This is a genomic window from Exiguobacterium abrahamii (assembly GCF_015645365.1).
Lineage (GTDB): Bacteria > Bacillota > Bacilli > Exiguobacteriales > Exiguobacteriaceae > Exiguobacterium_A > Exiguobacterium_A abrahamii.
In genome coordinates, this window is record NZ_JADOYC010000001.1 from 174,745 (window position 1) to 191,999 (window position 17,255).

General features: G+C 47.7%; 18 protein-coding genes. 12 read left to right on the forward strand and 6 right to left on the reverse strand.

Going from position 1 to position 17,255, the window contains the following annotated elements; translation table 11 throughout:
- Nucleotides 1-34 precede the first annotated feature (34 nt).
- Nucleotides 35-478, reverse strand: a complete 444-nt coding sequence (locus ITJ88_RS00885) for a hypothetical protein (protein ID WP_064299290.1) — start codon at nt 476-478, stop codon at nt 35-37.
- Between the two features lie 236 nt (nt 479-714).
- On the opposite strand from ITJ88_RS00885, the gene ITJ88_RS00890 reads away from it, so the two are divergent.
- Entirely contained in the window at nt 715-1,533 is an 819-nt protein-coding gene (locus ITJ88_RS00890; protein WP_195864403.1) for a tyrosine-type recombinase/integrase, read from the forward strand.
- Here ITJ88_RS00890 and ITJ88_RS00895 read toward each other — a convergent pair.
- Both ITJ88_RS00895 and ITJ88_RS00900 read right to left on the reverse strand, forming a co-directional pair.
- Nucleotides 1,514-2,344, reverse strand: a complete 831-nt coding sequence (locus ITJ88_RS00895; protein ID WP_230088491.1) for a tyrosine-type recombinase/integrase — start codon at nt 2,342-2,344, stop codon at nt 1,514-1,516. The genes ITJ88_RS00890 and ITJ88_RS00895 overlap by 20 nt on opposite strands.
- Nucleotides 2,344-2,778, reverse strand: a complete 435-nt coding sequence (locus ITJ88_RS00900; protein ID WP_029342674.1) for a sigma factor — start codon at nt 2,776-2,778, stop codon at nt 2,344-2,346. The genes ITJ88_RS00895 and ITJ88_RS00900 overlap by 1 nt, the downstream gene beginning before the upstream one ends.
- Nucleotides 2,779-3,144: 366 nt before the next feature.
- Here ITJ88_RS00900 and ITJ88_RS00905 point away from each other — a divergent pair, with 366 nt between their 5' ends.
- The 4 genes from ITJ88_RS00905 (at nt 3,145) to ITJ88_RS00920 (ending at nt 7,443) form a co-directional block, all read left to right on the forward strand.
- On the forward strand, nt 3,145-3,705 hold the full coding sequence (locus ITJ88_RS00905; protein WP_064299294.1) for a hypothetical protein: 561 nt from the start codon (nt 3,145-3,147) through the stop codon (nt 3,703-3,705).
- A 176-nt stretch (nt 3,706-3,881) separates the two neighbouring features.
- Nucleotides 3,882-5,273: a TcaA 3rd/4th domain-containing protein gene (locus ITJ88_RS00910; RefSeq protein WP_195864405.1), complete on the forward strand. Its 1,392-nt coding sequence runs from the start codon at nt 3,882-3,884 to the stop codon at nt 5,271-5,273.
- A gap of 20 nt (nt 5,274-5,293) precedes the next feature.
- The gene (locus ITJ88_RS00915; protein WP_195864406.1) at nt 5,294-5,716 is read left to right on the forward strand and encodes a zinc ribbon domain-containing protein; all 423 of its coding nucleotides are present in this window, start codon (nt 5,294-5,296) and stop codon (nt 5,714-5,716) included.
- Complete coding sequence (locus ITJ88_RS00920; protein WP_195864407.1) at nt 5,713-7,443, forward strand: zinc ribbon domain-containing protein; 1,731 nt, start codon at nt 5,713-5,715, stop codon at nt 7,441-7,443. The genes ITJ88_RS00915 and ITJ88_RS00920 overlap by 4 nt, the downstream gene beginning before the upstream one ends.
- A 45-nt stretch (nt 7,444-7,488) precedes the next feature.
- Here ITJ88_RS00920 and ITJ88_RS00925 read toward each other — a convergent pair whose 3' ends face one another.
- Together ITJ88_RS00925 and ITJ88_RS00930 are read right to left on the reverse strand one after the other, a co-directional pair.
- Nucleotides 7,489-8,172 carry a hypothetical protein gene (locus ITJ88_RS00925; RefSeq protein ID WP_195864408.1) on the reverse strand — a complete coding sequence of 228 codons (684 nt, stop codon included), beginning with the start codon at nt 8,170-8,172 and terminating at the stop codon, nt 7,489-7,491.
- A complete protein-coding gene (locus tag ITJ88_RS00930) occupies nt 8,169-8,924 on the reverse strand; it encodes a zinc ribbon domain-containing protein (protein ID WP_195864409.1) in 756 nt (251 codons plus the stop codon). Before ITJ88_RS00930 ends, ITJ88_RS00925 begins: the two co-directional genes overlap by 4 nt.
- A gap of 87 nt (nt 8,925-9,011) precedes the next feature.
- Between ITJ88_RS00930 and ITJ88_RS00935 the strand changes: the two genes are divergently transcribed.
- The 7 genes from ITJ88_RS00935 (at nt 9,012) to uhpT (ending at nt 16,638) form a co-directional block, all read left to right on the forward strand.
- Nucleotides 9,012-10,235, forward strand: coding sequence for a flagellar basal body-associated FliL family protein (locus tag ITJ88_RS00935; RefSeq protein ID WP_195864410.1), 1,224 nt, complete (start codon nt 9,012-9,014; stop codon nt 10,233-10,235).
- Nucleotides 10,236-10,253: 18 nt separating this feature from the next.
- Nucleotides 10,254-11,159: a hypothetical protein gene (locus tag ITJ88_RS00940; protein ID WP_195864411.1), complete on the forward strand. Its 906-nt coding sequence runs from the start codon at nt 10,254-10,256 to the stop codon at nt 11,157-11,159.
- Between the two features lie 122 nt (nt 11,160-11,281).
- Nucleotides 11,282-11,953: a response regulator transcription factor gene (locus ITJ88_RS00945; protein ID WP_195864412.1), complete on the forward strand. Its 672-nt coding sequence runs from the start codon at nt 11,282-11,284 to the stop codon at nt 11,951-11,953.
- Entirely contained in the window at nt 11,950-13,335 is a 1,386-nt protein-coding gene (locus ITJ88_RS00950) for a sensor histidine kinase (protein WP_195864413.1), read from the forward strand. Before ITJ88_RS00945 ends, ITJ88_RS00950 begins: the two co-directional genes overlap by 4 nt.
- A 95-nt stretch (nt 13,336-13,430) precedes the next feature.
- Nucleotides 13,431-14,207 carry a DUF3919 family protein gene (locus ITJ88_RS00955; RefSeq protein ID WP_195864414.1) on the forward strand — a complete coding sequence of 259 codons (777 nt, stop codon included), beginning with the start codon at nt 13,431-13,433 and terminating at the stop codon, nt 14,205-14,207.
- The gene (locus ITJ88_RS00960; RefSeq protein WP_195864415.1) at nt 14,204-15,193 is read left to right on the forward strand and encodes an ABC transporter substrate-binding protein; all 990 of its coding nucleotides are present in this window, start codon (nt 14,204-14,206) and stop codon (nt 15,191-15,193) included. Before ITJ88_RS00955 ends, ITJ88_RS00960 begins: the two co-directional genes overlap by 4 nt.
- A 35-nt stretch (nt 15,194-15,228) precedes the next feature.
- Nucleotides 15,229-16,638 (forward strand): hexose-6-phosphate:phosphate antiporter UhpT, encoded by a 1,410-nt coding sequence (uhpT, locus tag ITJ88_RS00965; RefSeq protein ID WP_195864416.1) that lies wholly within the window; start codon nt 15,229-15,231, stop codon nt 16,636-16,638.
- A 42-nt stretch (nt 16,639-16,680) separates the two neighbouring features.
- On the opposite strand, the gene ITJ88_RS00970 is transcribed toward uhpT, so the two are convergent.
- Nucleotides 16,681-17,127 (reverse strand): hypothetical protein, encoded by a 447-nt coding sequence (locus ITJ88_RS00970; protein WP_195864417.1) that lies wholly within the window; start codon nt 17,125-17,127, stop codon nt 16,681-16,683.
- Between the last annotated feature and the right edge of the window lie 128 nt (nt 17,128-17,255).

The window sequence follows — 17,255 nt, forward strand, 5'->3', positions numbered from 1 at the left end:
ATCTGCCTGGTGCGGAAAAATCAAAGCATATTGATTATAGGTGGAGACCGACGAGGATTTTATGGTCCATTAATTTCGTATACTGGAGCGTATGAAAAAACGGATTTCCGAAGTCGCATGGTTGAAGATGGACATGAATCATGTGATAACTGTAGGACAAGTTGGGGTTTGCCTTTAGCAGATTCAAAATCGTCTGTTCTTGGGATGCTGGGCTGATGTCATAGATATGAAACGAGATGATGTTATGACGGATGCGAAACGGGGCAATCGTGAGGGTGAACGATTTATGATGGGCAAATCGATGTTCTTTTGAGACGGTCGATCCGGTAATCACGAGCTCATGTGGCGTGATGCGTAGTTTCGGGTGCCAAAAATCTTTAAATTCGGTTGCGATGATGTCGCGCAAGTCTTCTTCCGTCACATACGTCGTGACGAGAATATCTGATGGATTGCCAAGGTAGTCGTTATCCGTATTCATATGTAAGCTCCTTTATCGATTAGTGGAGGGAATCAATGCGCTGTCGTTCAGGGTAAAGAAAGGTATGCTTTTTCTGCTCTACAGAACATCGATTCAATATGATTGTAACTTTTTTCCTTATTTTTGTTTTTCGTGCATTGATTGTTTAGGGAAAGCGATTCTTGATATTTCATCGAAAATCAATCATGTACTCCATCGGCTGTCACGTCAGTCCCTATAAGAAGGAGGAACCAGCTATGACCCACTATGACTATCTCGATCAGTATTTATTGACCGACTTCTCGCGGTCAGCCCATACGATCAAGGCATACCGGAGTGATCTTCGGCAAATGCGTTTGCATCAAATCGATTGGTCAGTCGCGTCCTTACGACGCTACTTCCACTGGATGAAAGCACATTATAAGCCGTCGACGATCCTTCGACGGTATCACGTCTTACGCCGGCTCGGAAATGTCCTCGTCGAGCGACGACGGATCAAAAAGAATCCGATGGTCGAAATCCGTCCGATTGTCCATCAACGTCTTCAAGATGAGACCTATCATGATAGTGAAGAGTTGATCCCGGTGATTCGACAGATTCAAGATCCAACCTATCGCCTCTTCTTCGAGGTGCTCAGCCAAACGGGCCTCCGCTTCATGGAGGCCCGTTTGTTGACGGTGCAAGATTTTGATCTGGCGAAGAATGAACTGTACGTGCGTCACGGCAAAGGTGGGCGGACACGGACCGTTCCAATCGGGGAAGCTCTTCGCGAAAAGATCGTTCTGTTTCTTACAGGTCGCACGACCGGCTATTTGTTTCAATCCGTCACGGGACGGATGATCAATGAACATGCGGCAAGGAAGGCACTTCGCGAGGTCGGATTTACGTCCTTGAAGCGTCACGTCCGTCCGCATATGTTACGGATCGCCTATGCGACCTATCTCTATCAGCAGGCAGGATTGAAGTTACTCGATATAAAGCGTCTGCTTGGTCACGCCAGCATCTCAACGACGGAAGGATATATCCGTAGCCAGACGAATCACGTCCGGGACGTTCTTAATCGTCTGTCCGCTTGAGGCGATTGACTGACGTATGGGCAATATCGTGCAATGGTAGGACGTAGTGCTGGGTCGTCCGGACATCGCTGTGACCGAGTAAACGCATGATGGTCAGAATGTCCGTCTGGTGCACGTGATAGAGCGTCGTTGCGAACGTGACCCGGATGTCATGCGGTCGCAGGATCCGTCCGAGACATCGTTCACTTGCTTCTTTTAAGACACGGCGAAACTTTGCCGGATTGACCGGTCGTCCACTATCTTCACAAAACAGCGGCAGGACATCAGGACGAATCGTCTCGATATAACGCGTCAGGACATCACGCAACGCATGATGCAGCGGAACTTGACGGGATTGATCGCCTTTACCACTTCGGACGAGCAACTGATCGCGCGCAAAGTCGACATCTGCGAGCTGTAAGTCACGGGCTTCCGAAAACCGCAGTCCCGTGTGCAGGAGAAGAAAGCTAAAGGCGTAGACGGTCTCATCACGAATCGTCTCGAAGACACGGTGGACGTCGTCGTACGTGAAGGCAAGTCGTCGGTAGGGTGCAGGAATCGGTTTTTTGACGCGAACAAACGGATTCGCCCCGAGCGAACGTTCGGCGACCAGTTGATCGAACAGGATGGAGAGCGCATGTAGTCGTCGAGCGGCAGTTGCTGGAGCGTACGTGTCGCGCAGGAACTTACCATAGCGTTGCAGCGACGGAAAATCGATTCGTTCGACGTGGCGACAGAGATGCCGAACGTCCGAGCGATAGGCTTTTTTCGTCAAGGGACGATAGTCCGCCTGTTCGATGATCGCGAGTAAGCGTTCTTGATAGTAGGTCATCATCCGAGGAGGAACTGGACTTTCTGCCGGAGTTCCGACTTTAATGAACGGAGTCGCGCCGGGGAGTAACCGAGCGTCTCTTCCGTACCGTGCATCAAGGCTTCGAGAAACGTGTACTCTTTATTCGACAGATCCCGTTTGAGTTCGCTGAGGAGATAATGAAAGGAGACGTTCGGTGTCCGAGGGAGTTCCGGCATCGTCTCGACCGCGACTTCAGTCGCAAGCGTTCGGTTACGGGTCGCTAAGTAGTCGAGCATCGCGCCTTTTGCCCGGATCCGGGCGAAGGTGACAGTCATGACCTTTCCTTCTTCAATTGATTTCCAAAGTCGGAGGAGGGCAGCTTGCCGGCATTCATCATGTTCATTCGGGTGGATCGAGAGGCGGGACAGGAGGGAGTTGACGAGGGGAATCCAGTTACGTAGTAAATCGTTCATGAGTATCCGTTTCTTCAGATATGCATATCTGTTATGTATTCCGCGGTAGTTTTAGTATAAGTAGAGTTATCCTGAAAGCGATCGCGCTAGAATGCGGGTTTATCTGAAGCGAATGGACGGAAGGATGGAAAATCATACGGCTTACGCTCATCGAAAGTTAAAGAAACCGTTGGTATGATTGAAGAAATGGAGCGTTGCGCTCGGCGGATAACTCTACTTATCCGCTAGGGTGTTCGGGATAATCGGACATCAAATTCCAGAAAATAAATTTCAAAAATAGATTGATGTTTTTTGAAATAGAATGATGAAATAAAAATGGATAAATGTTACAGTAAGCGTAATCCGTGACAAAGGAGGAATCGTCAAATGAAATGGATGAAAGGGCTCGTCGTGCTTGTCATGATGCTGGTGTTGCTCGTCCCGACTTCGATTGATGCCAAAACCATGTCAAACGCCAAGTACTTAAAGAAACAATTCGCAGCAGCAGAAAAAGGAACATTGCTGGATGCGAAAGCAAAACTGTATGATCGCTTCACCATCAAAGGAAAAGACGCCAGTTATGGGGTCGACGAAACGGACTGCTGTGTGTTCGGGAAGTTGAAAGGAAAGAATCTGTACTCGGATTTTCGTTTTAGCGCGAAGTATCCGGAGCATGTCGGTGTCTTGATGACGTTACCGAAGCTCGACGATCGGAAGATCAAGTTAAGTGAGGTCAAGAAAGCACTCGGTAAACCGGATGAGCATGAGAAGCTGAAAAAAGGCGAAGTTCCGACGAAGATGATTTTCCTGATCAAAAAAGAAAAGTATCTCAACTTCAAGCAAGAAGGTACCTACTATTATAACGTCAGCAAAAAAGCACTGCTTTGGTTCGACTACGATACAAAAGGATATGTCCGCGCAATTGGTGTTTCTGCGACGGATCGATGATTCATCTTTAACCTTTGCTCCCTCAGGAGTAAAGGTTTTTTTATATTTACAGACTATTAGGAAAATATAAACAAAATAATTTTTACAATAAATAGTAAATGAAGAAGAATCGTGTTAGAATTTTCTATGGTTATTTTTTACTAATTGAAATTGAAAAATAGAGAGGGAGGCTTATCATGGCATGTATGAATTGTTCGGATGCTGCAAAGCGTGGATTGAAATTCTGTCCGAGTTGCGGTGATGCCTTAGAACAGCATGTAGAACCTGCAGAACATGTAGAGAAAGAACGCGATGTCAGAGCAATTCGTTCTAAGAAAATGAGTAAATCTGCAAAAGCGATTCTATTGACGGTCGGATTGTTGGTCGTTGCCGGTGGTGCCTATTATGGACTCGCGACACAATGGTTCACGGTCGAAGCGACGACGAATCAGGTCCGTGATGCGATTCAATCTGGTGACGCTAGGCTACTCGCTGAGCATACAGAGTTCAACGGAAAACCGATTGATCAGAAGATGGCGCAACGCTTTTTAGATGCCCTGAAAGAGACGCCGGAGCAAAAGGAATCATTCATGGATTATTTATTGATGGCCGGTGCATCGATTCAAGCAGAAAACGATAGTGATGTTCCTGGTCAAATCGTAGCAAGTGGTCGTCAACTCGGAATCTTCAAAGATTATCGTTTACGCCTCGATAGCGTCAAAACGGAAGTCATCAGTAATTTTAAAGGAACGAAGGTCACGCTCGTGAATCCGGTCGGAACGGAAAGTAGTAAGGCATCGGCGGAAGGTATCATGATGGACGGTGTCTATCCGGGATTAACGGATGCGAAGATTGCCTACGATGGCGAATACGGTAAAGAGTCGAGTGATGTCACGATCAATCCATTGACGCTCGACGCTGCGGACCGAAAATTCGAAATCACATTAAAAGGAAATGCGATTGAGATCGATCAAACGTATCCGGATGCCTTTTTAATCGTCGACGGAAAATCGACATCGAAACAAGTATCCGATTTGAAGAACTACGGACCAATTCCGAAGAACGGCATCAAACTGTCGATTGAGAATTCATTCCCATGGGGAGAGGAAACGTCGGATGAGATCGTCGTCAAACCAGATACGAAAAAAGCGACGTTCACGTTTGAACCGTCTGAAGCTGTTTTGAATCAACTTCAAGGCGTCGTTGAACAGCATGCTGCTCAGTGGGTAGAAGCCGCAAAATTCCAAGATACTTCTAACTTCTATTTGATTGATGATGCTTCATATATTGCGAAGCAACAAAAAAACTATGACGAGTGGTATAGAAAAGACATGGCTTGGGATGGAGAGTTCATGAATGCATCGATTGATCGTTCTTCAGCGAAATTCGTCGAGTATGGGGATACGACCGGTATTGAAGTCATGGCGACGACCTATATTCGTGGAGAACTCTACACCTATGGAAGTGAGTATCCAGGTAAAACAACCTCCAAATCACTTTTCCGTTATCTCTTCACATATGGTAGTACACCAGATTCTGATAGCTACGAGGAAAGTTTCCGGATTCAACAGGCAACGAGTATTAAATAAGAACAAGGGAGGCTACACAGATGATGGATTGGCAATCAGTCAAATCACTTTTTCAAGGGATGACAGCAAAAGAATTACAGGAGCAGGCGGAGCAAGCACGACGTGAAAAAGGACGCTTGCTGTACGAAATCGGAGAGCGTCATTATATGAAGCTGCGGAGCGAAGGGCGTCGTCAAGAAATCGAGGACATTCTTGCACAAGAAGTACTCGTATTCGGTGCCTTATCACGGATTGATGAGATGGAAGTCGAAGCTGCGCAAAAGCAATGTAAGTCATGCCGGACGCCACTTGAGCCAGGCGCGAAGTTTTGTGGGAAATGCGGCACGTCCGTTCCACGCGAGAACGAACAAGCAAAAGTCGCCTGTACGACATGCCATACGCCACAACGTAATGATCAGCATTTTTGTACATGCTGTGGATCAGAAATGGGGCAACGCGTATGAAGTATTGTTCGACCTGTGGTCAAGTACATGCTCCGCACGCCCAGTATTGCGAAGTAGACGGAACGTCACTCGATAAGCAAGCCCGTCCGATCCGCTTCGAACAAGCTGCGCATTTTTGTGTCGGGTGTGGTACACAGATGGATGGTCGTGCGTCGTACTGTCCGAATTGTGGACATTCGCGCCTCGTCGCAGCGACGTCAGAAGGCTCACTTGTAGACCGTCTTCCGGGTATGGACGACATTCGTAAGAAGTGGAAGTCACAGGATTGGAACGTGAATCTCCCGTTGAAAGAGCGGGGACGCGCATTTATATCACGATTCGATTTCTCGCTTGAGAATCCGAGCCTTGCGATCGGTAGTATTGCTGCCGTCATCTGTTTTGCTGCAATCATCGTTTTATTGTTCGTCATGCTTGGTCTACTCAGTGATAACCCGGCATTAGAAGGAATCAAAACTGTTCAACAAAACATGGGGGATGATTTTAGTACGTTCGGTATGTTCTTCTTCCTTGCTTTCGTCGCTCTTGCTGGTCTAAATCTCACATCCAGTGAAGACTTGAAATCACGTTTCCTGACCGAAGTGGTAGGCAACGATGCGGAACAGTTCTCTGATATTCAAAAAGCAATCGATCAACTTGATTTTCATATTTTCTCAGGACACTTCTTGCTGTCTTTACCAGGGTTAATTTTATTAATCGGTAGTGCCTGGTTACTGGAACGAGGTGGTGTCATCGGAATCAAGGCGATATCGTGGAATGAACGGATCGAACGTGCTGTTGTCTTTGCCCTGACGTTATCGGTGATCACACTGGTCGTCGGATTGTTTGCGACGGATTTTGGCATTTTCAATCTACATCTGATCACGGGGATGCTTCGAATTTTCCTTCTAGCGCTCGCTGGTGTTCTGTTATTCCAATTCATCGGTCAAACGAATCTAAGCGGTTCTTGGCAAGTCGGACGGGTCGCTGCGACAACATTGATGAGCGTTTATTTGTTCGGCGTCCTACTGACGTCATTTGGACAAGTGTATTATCTAAACGAGCTCGATGAAATGGACGAAGTCGAATTTGGTGAATCGGCCAGTCTCGTTCTCTTAAGCGGTGCATCTCCGCTTTACGCGATGTCACAAGCAGGACAAGTCGATTTCAAGATGACCGTTTTGACGGAAGACTTCCGTTTAGGTGCGGCCTTATATGGTGAAGATCGTTTGAATGATCTACAACGACCAGTCGAAGAAGCGGGAGAAGCTTCGAATCTGAGTCGGATTCAAGGAATCATCGGGAACCAGATTGAAAACGGAGAAGATCCAACACTTGATCCGAAAGTAACGCGTTTTGATGAGACGGTGGATATTGGACTCTTGACACGCTTCGCGCAAATCGCGAATGCCTCCACTTCATTTGAAGAAGAACAATTGCTTAGTTCAAGTGTTGCTCCGTACGGCTTGATTGCTCTTATTTGGATGTTCGTCATCCATGTCGGAATCGGATTCCGCTGGATTCGGACGTTACCGAATGTCGCGATCTATGCTGGAGTCTTCATGATTGGTGGACTCATTCTAGCGTACTTCACACAAACGCGGTTTGAACTGCAATGGGATAACGATGTCCTAGCCGGTGTCGTCGTTTCTACTTTGACATGGTGGAATGCGTTCATGCTGTTCCTCTTCCCGTTCCTCGGTGGATTAGTGGGATACGGATTGAACCGCTTTAAAGATACAAAAGGATGATTCCCAAAAAAACGCTTGTCTCCGGTTTCGAAGACAAGCGTTTTATCATAAGGACTGTTTGGTCGTCTGTTCAAAGTCGACCGTCGAATCTTTTTCAACGCCGGAATTGCGGAATGTCAGACCGCCGTCGTCATTAAACTGGATTTCTAAAGAAGACTCATAAAAGTAAAGCATCAAGCTATTGTCGGAATTAAAGCGTCCACTATACGTAAAGTCATCAAGTGGTTGTCCTTCATAATCTCGAGCATCATGGATTGTCAGTGTCGCCTCACGATTCGGATGCGTCACGACATCAATCGTCGCATCGCTATAATCTTGCTCGTACTCGCCTTGATCACTCGTCGAGTATGTGTAGGTACCCGCCACGTCACGAAACGCTTTTTCGACCTTACCAAGTGTGCGGTGGTAACGAGCCGCTTCATCCGCGAGTGCTTTGTCACCGAACGTTTGATTCATAACTCGTTCCGCATGACGAAGGGCGTCCGTCGTCTGATTCATGAACAAGGCAGCTTTCAAATCGTGAAACGCCTCTTGTTGTTGCGCTAGGGCGATCAGGCGTTTGTCTGTCGCGCCTTCCGTCCGAGCTTTTTCGCGCCATTGTTGTTCTTCGAACAGGTCTCCGGCGAGCGAGCTTTGAGCACTTTGCTTTAAGTAGAGATCCGCTGAGTCGTTACTACAGCCACCTAGTATGAGAGCTGTCAAAAGAAAAGGCAGTATGCGTGGCATCATGATGTCGTCTCCTTCTTGAAGGTTCGTTTCACAGAGGTGATGCTGTATCGGTCGTCATCGAACGTAACCTCATATTCGACGATGGCGCGATAAAGTAGTTTCTTTTCTTCATCATTACTAAAATGAACGCGAGCGTATGTCTCGGTCGTTTCTACTTTGAATTCACTTTCACTGATGGCTTCCATACGATCGAAGGTCATATCCTTTAATGTGAGGTAACTATACGGATCCTCTTCAGACACCTTCAGTCGATCACCGAAACGATCTCGCTCATCTTCAGATAAATCGTCTTCACCGTAGAATAAATCAGCATAGGAACTATAATCCTCAATCGTGGAGTCATAATAATCCCAACCACCATCTTCTCCATTGTTGAGCAAGGGGAGGCGCTGGGCATAACTATTTAGGAATTCGTACAAGGAATCGGGTGAGGCAGCATCAAAAATGAGGTAATCCTCAAGGTCCTCATCAGCTAGTTGATTAAGTTGTGTCGCTGAAGCACCTTCTGGCAAGACTTGATCGATGTCAGCCGCTGCATGCGTCAGTTGACTCGTCTTAAATAATGGTTGTGCCGCTTGATATTTGAGATAACCGAACGTACCTCCACCAATGCAAAGCATCACGATCACCAATCCGATGAACCAGGATTTTTTGACGGAACGGGATTGCGATGAACGATTTTTTTGACCGCAGACCGGACAATAAATCATCTGGTCATTCATCGGGGTTCGACAATTCGAACAATGTGACATTAAAAAGCACTCCTTTCTTAACTTCGCTATTATAATGTAAAATAAAGATAAAAAATAACAAATTTTTGAACAAAAGGAGAGGGAATCATGGATCCATATGAACGATTAGGGATATCGCGGACCTCATCGATGAAAGAGCTCGAGCGAGCGTATGCTGAGAAGCTAGAAGCACATCCGGAGGAATCCGAGGAGCGGACAGAAATCGAACGAGCATACGTCGTCATCAAGTACGAAAAGAAACAAAAGAACAAACGCAATAAGCGAACGGTCGGGATTAGCGCAATTGTTCTCTTACTCGCTGCTGGCGGTGGAACGTATTTCTTTTTGAATCAGGAAGAGACGCCTCAAGCGGTCGAACAAAAGAAGCAGAATGCTTCATTCGTCATTGGTGAAGAAGAGAAGACGAGTCAGGACAAATCGGAATCGAAACCAACGGAAGCGACGAAAAAGTCAGATTCAAAGGAAGTGTCCCATCAGGATTATAAGAATATCCAGGATATTTCGACGCTCTTTTTCCGAGAACTCGAAGATGCTCTGACGGAGCGGAGCGTCAAAGGGCTGTCTGTCAGTACGAACACTTATAATCAAAACTTCCAAAGCAGTTTGAACGATCTTGTCACAGGGGGTTATATCTTTGACGGTGAGCTGACGGTCAACGATATTCCTCAAAACGATATTACGATTAAAGGAGATAAGGCGACGGTCAAAGTAAAGGTCGACTACTCCTCACGGTCTTATCAGCCGTATCTACACGAACGTCCGGATGGCAGCACGATTGTCTGGGAACTAAATCTTGTGAAATCGGGACAAGACTGGCTCGTCGATCAACGGAAGTCGCTCTCAGATTCAGCGACAGGCAGAGGCATGGAAGTCCGAGAATCGGTTAAAGAAGATATCGTTAATACCGTATATCAACATGCAAAAGAATGGGAGCAAGCATATATCGATAAGGATACATCTGCTTTCACGTTGTTCACATCTTCTGCTTATTTGAGTAAGCAACAAAGTTATTACGCAAGCATGAACAAGAAAGGTGTTTATTGGGAAGGGTACTTGGATGATGTCGAATATTCACCTTCATCTATTAATGTCAGTGAAATAGCAACTGATTTGACGGCGACCGTAGAAGCCATTTGCTACTACGAAGGTGACTATTACAAAGAAGATGACGGTTCACTCGATGAGCGTGATCCTGGAGATGACGTTCCCTTCAAGTATTACCTGAAGTACAACTTAGATGATGAACGATGGTACATCGTTGATTCGGAACAACTGAAAAGCTTTAGTCATAACGATACGACGATGTATTAATCATAAGGAGGAATTCAAATGAAAAAAGTAGTTGTAGCAACAGCACTCGGTCTCATTATCAGCACACTACCAGTAGCGAGTGACTCGGTAGCAGCACTCAGTAAAACAGAGAAATCAATCGTTGATCGCCAAATCGCGGCGTTAAAGAAAAGTAAACTATCTGGTGGTTATAAACCAATCGATGTCCGGTCCGTCTATATACTTGGTGGCAAGTATCCTGAAACGTTTACGCTGTATGAACGATTCAACACGAAGACGTATATGAACGATGTCATCGGTAAAGCGCAGAAGTATGATGCGAAGAAGAAAAAATGGACGACGATCTATACGTATACGGATCGAGATACAGCTTATTATGATGTGTGGGCTAAAGGAAAATTAGTCGATACGAAAAAAGAACAACTCGTCATCGGACCAGTCGAGGGGAGCGGTAGCTTTCTAACACCAATTCTGATTGGATCAACGGATGGTAAGGCAATCAAGAAGGTGTTTGAAGCAAAAGAAGCGTATCCATTCGGTCGCGCGTTGATTAAAGACAAAAAACTCTACCTCGGTTCGATGACAATCGTCCATGATGTCTACTCTTATAAAGGGAAGACGTTAAAACATCGCGTCGGTACGGGGGCGGATGATCGAGCTGCTGTTGGAAAAGTCTCAAAATACATGACGCTCGATGAATACGGCGGATCTACACATCTGACGAGTGGTAAATCGATGACGCTCAAAAAAGGACAACGTTTCGGAATCGTTCGTAAGTCGACGAAGGATACGAATCCATATGTCTACCGGGCGCTCTCATCAGGAGAAAGTAAACTGAAACTTGATGGCTATGGCTTCAAAGCAATCAAGACGGGTGTCGAGAAATGGCATTTCGAACCAGAAGCATACGGTAATTCTGTCACAGTGAAATTTACGGTGAAATAAGTAAAAGCCAGTTCCTGATTATTTTAGGAACTGGCTTTTTCATTTGTCCCGCTGGTGTGATTGCAAACGATTTCATGATACGCTAGGGAACAGAAAAACTTGTTCAGAAAGAAGGAATTCCCATGCATATTCTTGTCATTGATGATGAGGCGAGCATCCGGCATCTCGTCAAATTGCAACTCGAACTTGATGGTCAGACGGTCGAGACGGCAGCCGATGGAGCAGCAGCACTCGCCTTGCAGGCAAGACAAACCTTTGATTTGATCGTCCTCGATTTGATGCTACCGGATACGACCGGTTTCGATTTGATTCCAAAACTGCGACAGACGACGCCTGACTTACCGATTTTGATGCTGACAGCGCGTGATCAGATGAACGATAAAATCATCGGTCTGCAGCTCGGAGCGGATGACTATATGACGAAGCCGTTCAATGGAACAGAGCTCGTCTTGCGCATCAAAAACCTGTTGAAACGCACGAAGACGGTCGCGCCACCCGTACCTGTCGCAAGTGATCCATTCTTATCGGTTGATCCCGAAGAACGGGTCATTCGGCTCGACGGTCAACCATTACCACTGACGTACCGGGAGTATGCATTGCTTGCACTTTTCCTGACGCATCCGAAACGGGTCTTTGAGCGAGACGAGCTGCTCGAACAAGTCTGGGGTTTTGACTTCTCCGGTCAGACCCGCGCCGTCGATATCATGGTCCAGCGCTTACGGAAAAAACTTGGAGCGCAAGGCGAACGGATCAAGACGATTTACGGTGTTGGCTACAAGTGGGTCGACGCATGAAGCTACGCCAGGTCATCACGGAAAACTTCGTCTTGCTCCTCGTTCCGGCATTGCTCGTCCTCTTCTTGATTCTCTATGCCTTCATCCAATCGAATCTCTACGAGAACGCCGTCGAGTCCGTCCAAAAACTGAGTCGGGAAGCGGAGCTCTACACGATGAACTACCTCGCAAGTGAAGAGACGGACTCGCTCGCCGATACGGCAGTCCCGATCGCTTCCTATCTTGCAGACCGCTTCGATGCGCGCGTCCAATTATTCGGACCAAATGCGGAACTACTCGCTGATTCGGAACGCGATCAATTGCCGCTCCTCGCGGGAGACATCGATCAAGCGTTAAAAGGGAAGTCGAGTTATCTCTTTCTGAAAGAAACCGATGTTCCGGTGCTGTTCTTCTCGAGTCCGCTGTATGGCAAAACGGACGTCATCGGCTCGGTCCGTTTTCTTGTTGATCTGCGGACAGAAGCCGAACTGCTGCGACAATTCACCTATGTCTTCACGGGCGTCTTTCTGATCTTGATCGTAATTGCCGTTTGGACAGCACGGCGGATGGCAAAGACATTAATCGGACCGATCGATGATTTACGGAGTGTCTCGCACGCCTTGACGAAAGGACACTATGCGCATGCGCTACCGGCGTATCCATATGAGGAATTGAACCGACTGGCAGCGGACTTCTCGACGCTTGCTGACGCAATTCAGCACAATATCGGACAGCTCGAACAACAACGAAGCGACCAACAGACGTTCATCGATCACATCACTCATGAACTTCGGACACCGATGACGGCGATCATGGGCTATGTCGAATTGATCCCTAAGCTACCCCCAGATGAAGCGGCGCATTGTTATCACTACATCGAAGTCGAGAGTCGGCGCTTGTTACGACTCGTCTCGCATAATCTCGAACAGGCGAAACAACAACGCAACGAACGTCACGTGACGTCGACAATGTTTGCGCTCGATGCCTTGCTCGCCGATGTCTTATTCATCATGCAATTGCGTCTTGATGGACAAGGAATTGAAGTTGAACAGGATGTTCCGCCCATCTATGTGCTCGGTCAACCCGACCAGACGAAACAAGTCTTGTTGAACCTTCTCGAGAATGCCGTCAAATACAGTGACGCGATGACGGTGACGTTTTCGAGCGTCAGTACGGATACGACCCTACAACTCCTCATGACGGATGACGGGATCGGTGTTGATCCAGCCGTGCTTGCCGAATGGAAGAAGGAGCAACATAGTCTGACGACGGCGAGTGGGAATGGACTCGGTCTACCGCTCTGTCGGCGTCTGATGCAGGAACAAGGTGGCGATTTTGCACTGGATAGCGATGTAAGCGGCACACGTATCACACTCACCTTCCGATTAGCCGACCAAATGTGATGTAATCGCTTACAAATGATACATTTACGAAACAATTCGACCGGATTTACGAAACAATTGCCCCGTAATCTAAGAATCAAGCAAGGAGAGGAATCATGAAAGCATCGACCATCGCTTATCTCTTCCTAATGGGCATCTTGTTTGCCCTCGGTCTTCTTTTGCTTCAGCAGACGGTCTTCGGACGCTTACACGTCCTCGATGGACCGAAGCGACTGAATGCTTCCGATGACTCGCTCCCGACCGAGTTGACGTTACGTCACCGGGCATGGGGGGAGCAGACGGTAGAAGACGGAACGGAAGTCCAGCGCATCACGACGCTATTGAAGCAAATGAAGACGGTGACAAACGGGACTTGTCCGGCGGGTACGGCGACGTTTACCGGAACGCTCCGTTTCTTGAACGGAACGACATGGACGTTCTCGCTCGGAGAAAGTATGACGCTGAATGGAAAATGTGTCGCGCAACGTCCCAGCACCCAGACGACGACATTAAAAGCACGCTTCTTGAACGCGTATCACGAACCAGAGCAGCTCGCGCGTCAGTTCGCTGAGGCGGAAGTCGTGACCGTGTATGCAGCAGGACGATCTCGTTCTTTGACTGCACGCGAGCGAGAAGACGTCAAGCGTCGCCTGGCGCAGGCGGAGCCGATGACGGACTATGAAGAAGTCGGTCAGGCACTCGATGCGAGTCAGCGGCAGCCGCGCATTCTCAAGCTTCAGCGATTCAAGAATGAGCAGAATACGCGTGCCAACTTAATGAATATTACCGTGTATGAGACATTGTTCAGCGTCCAGTACATGGATGATGACAATGGAAACACCTTCTATTTAAAAGGACAACTCCTGCCGACCGGGAAGGAGGCAAATCGATGAGAAAAGGAATGCTCTTCTTGCTGAGTATCATTTGTCTCATGAGCATTTGGATCGTCCGCAACAATGAACAGACGAAGCAGGGAACAGCCGCGCGGGAAACCGTTCCGCATTTGACGGCGTATGTCTCTGCGAAAGAGGATATCGGTCGCGCCTTGCTGTCGTCATATTGTGAGCAGGCGGGTTGTACGTATGAGTTCGTGCGCCTGTCGACGGAAGAACTCGTCCGGCGTGTGACGAAGGAAGCAGATCATCCGCGAGCCGACGTCATCATTGGCGGAACGTGGGATGCCCACCAGACGCTTAAGCAACGCGGATTGTCGACACCGTTCCCGAGCGACATGGATCAAGCGGAACTACAAGATCCGGACCGCTACTGGATCGGCTATGAAGTCGAACGCCTCGCGATTGTTATCAATACGGACGTCTGGAATGAGCGGTTCGGGGCAGCAACTTATCCGAAAACGCTCGCTGACTTGACGGCGAAGCGATATCAGAACGAGTTGATTTTGCCGGATCCGAATCATTCCGGTACCGGTGCGACGATCCTGCAAGCGGTCTTTGACGGATACGGAACGAAGGCGGAAGATGTCTTACGCCAGCTAATCGAGCGAACACGACTATTCACGGCGAACGGCTTTGCACCGACGTCGTATGTCGCCAGTGGGGAAGCGATGCTTGGGGTCAATTTCATCGGAGATCAACAATCGCTGCGTGAAAAGTATTATCCGGTCAAAAGCATTCCACTCGATACGTACTCGATCAACGCGATTTCAAAGCTGAAAGGACGGACGCAACAAAAGCAGGCGAATGACTTCATGCGTTTCGTACTCTCGGCGGACGGTCAGGCTATCTTGCGGAAAGTCTCATTCGGTACGCCGACCTATGCGATCGCGAAGACACAACCGATTCAGCAGAACGTCGGGCAGGACATCGTCGCCGATTACCGCGACTATCTCCGTCGATTCAATCAGCTCCAGGACAAATGATGCGAAGACTCTGATTCAGATAGGGGAAATGGAAGATGGGCTTCTTCAGCATCAAAAAATTGCCGAATGCCGGCATACCAATCGAAGTACAACGGAAACAATGGTTACAACAATTCTTAAAGGCCTTCTTAGTCGTCTTCTTCTCATATATGGCGATGTATCTCATCCGAAACAACTTCAAGGCAGCGCAACCGCTCTTGAAAGAGGAACTGGGCTTTACGACGACGGAACTTGGTTATATCGGCTTCGCCTTCTCGATTACATACGGAATCGGAAAAACGTTGCTCGGCTACTTCGTTGACGGAAAAAATACGAAACGTGTCATCTCGTTCTTATTGATCTTATCTTCTCTAATTGTCACTGCGATGGGACTGTTGATGAGTGCCGGCGGAAGTCCAGTCGGTTTATTGATGGTTTTATGGGGACTCAGTGGGTTCTTCCAATCGGTCGGGGGACCATCATCGTATTCGACAATCGCTCGCTGGACACCGTTTGAAAAACGTGGGCGTTACCTTGGCTTCTGGAACGTTTCGCACAACATCGGTGGAGCAATTGCCGGTGGTCTCGCACTGTGGGGAGCGAACGTCTTCTTTAACGGAAGTGTCGTCGGGATGTTCATCTTCCCAGCTGCAATCGCGCTCATCATCGGAATCGTCGGTCTATTCATCGGGAAGGATGATCCGGAGGAACTCGGGTGGAATCGGAGTGAAGAAATCTTCGAGGAACCGATCGAACCGGAAAACATCGCTGCTGAAAGTATGACGAAGTGGCAAATCTTCAAAACGTACGTCATCTCGAACCCCTGGATCTGGACGCTCTGTATCGCGAACGTCTTCGTTTATATCGTCCGGATCGGGATTGATAACTGGGCGCCGCTCTATGTCACTGAACACTTGCACTTCAGCACAGAGAGTGCAGTCAATACGATCTTCTTCTTTGAGATCGGCGCCTTATGTGGCAGTATGATTTGGGGTTACGTGTCCGATTTACTGAAAGGACGCCGGGCGCTCGTCGCAGCGATCTGTCTTTTACTGACGGCCGTCGCGGTCCTCGGTTATCGTTACGGTACGAGTGAACTTATGATTTACGCGTCACTATTTGCACTCGGTGCGCTTATCTACGGACCACAGCTCTTGATCGGTGTCTCGGTCATCAGCTTCGCACCAAAACAAGCGACGACGGTCACGAACGGGATGGTCGGTACGTTCGGTTACTTGTTCGGTGATTCAATCGCAAAAGTCGGTCTAGCGAAAATCGCTGACCCGGAAACGAACGGTCTAACGATTGGTTCGGTTACGTTACACGGCTGGAGTGATACATTTGTCATCTTCAATGCGGCGTTACTATTCGGTTTGATCGCCCTTGCGATCGTCGCCGTCGTCGAGGAGAAAAAGATTCGTCGCCTCGGACTGTTAGAGCGTCAAGCGGATAAGTTGAGTTCGTAACAAACATGAGCACCCTCGCCTAATGTAGGAGAGGGTGCTCTATTAATGAGACAAATAAGCAAGCAGAAAACCTTCTTCCAGTTTAACGTGACGAATCGAACGGTAACGAGCATGACGGAAAGGAAAATAGAAGGAAAGATCGACGGTCAGAAGTCGATTTGCATAACGCAGATAAGGTGGACGAATGAGATAGGTTTCATTAAAGGATTCGGTATCATGAGGACAGACATCAAAGACTTCGAACGTGATGGTGCGTTTATCGACTGCCCGCAATCGGAGCGTCAATTCGACCGGTAAGTCACGCTCTAGACCATAACGTGTCAACGGTACAGCGGCTTGAAGGTGAAGGTGCGTCGGTCGAATCGTGACGCAGATATCTGTCAGTTCTGGAATTTCCTTTGTCAGCACACTTGCAAGGTCGTATTCATCAATACTTGCTGCAAGCGTAAAACGACGAAAGGTCTCAATTATATGGCGCCCCAGTTTCATGAAGTAAACTCCTCTCTTATACTTATTAACTGTAGTATAAACAATAATAAACCTAATTATTCCATATTATTTTTCATTAAAGTAAATTAATTCCTTTGAATTAGAGCTTCTTTTTAAAACAATATGAT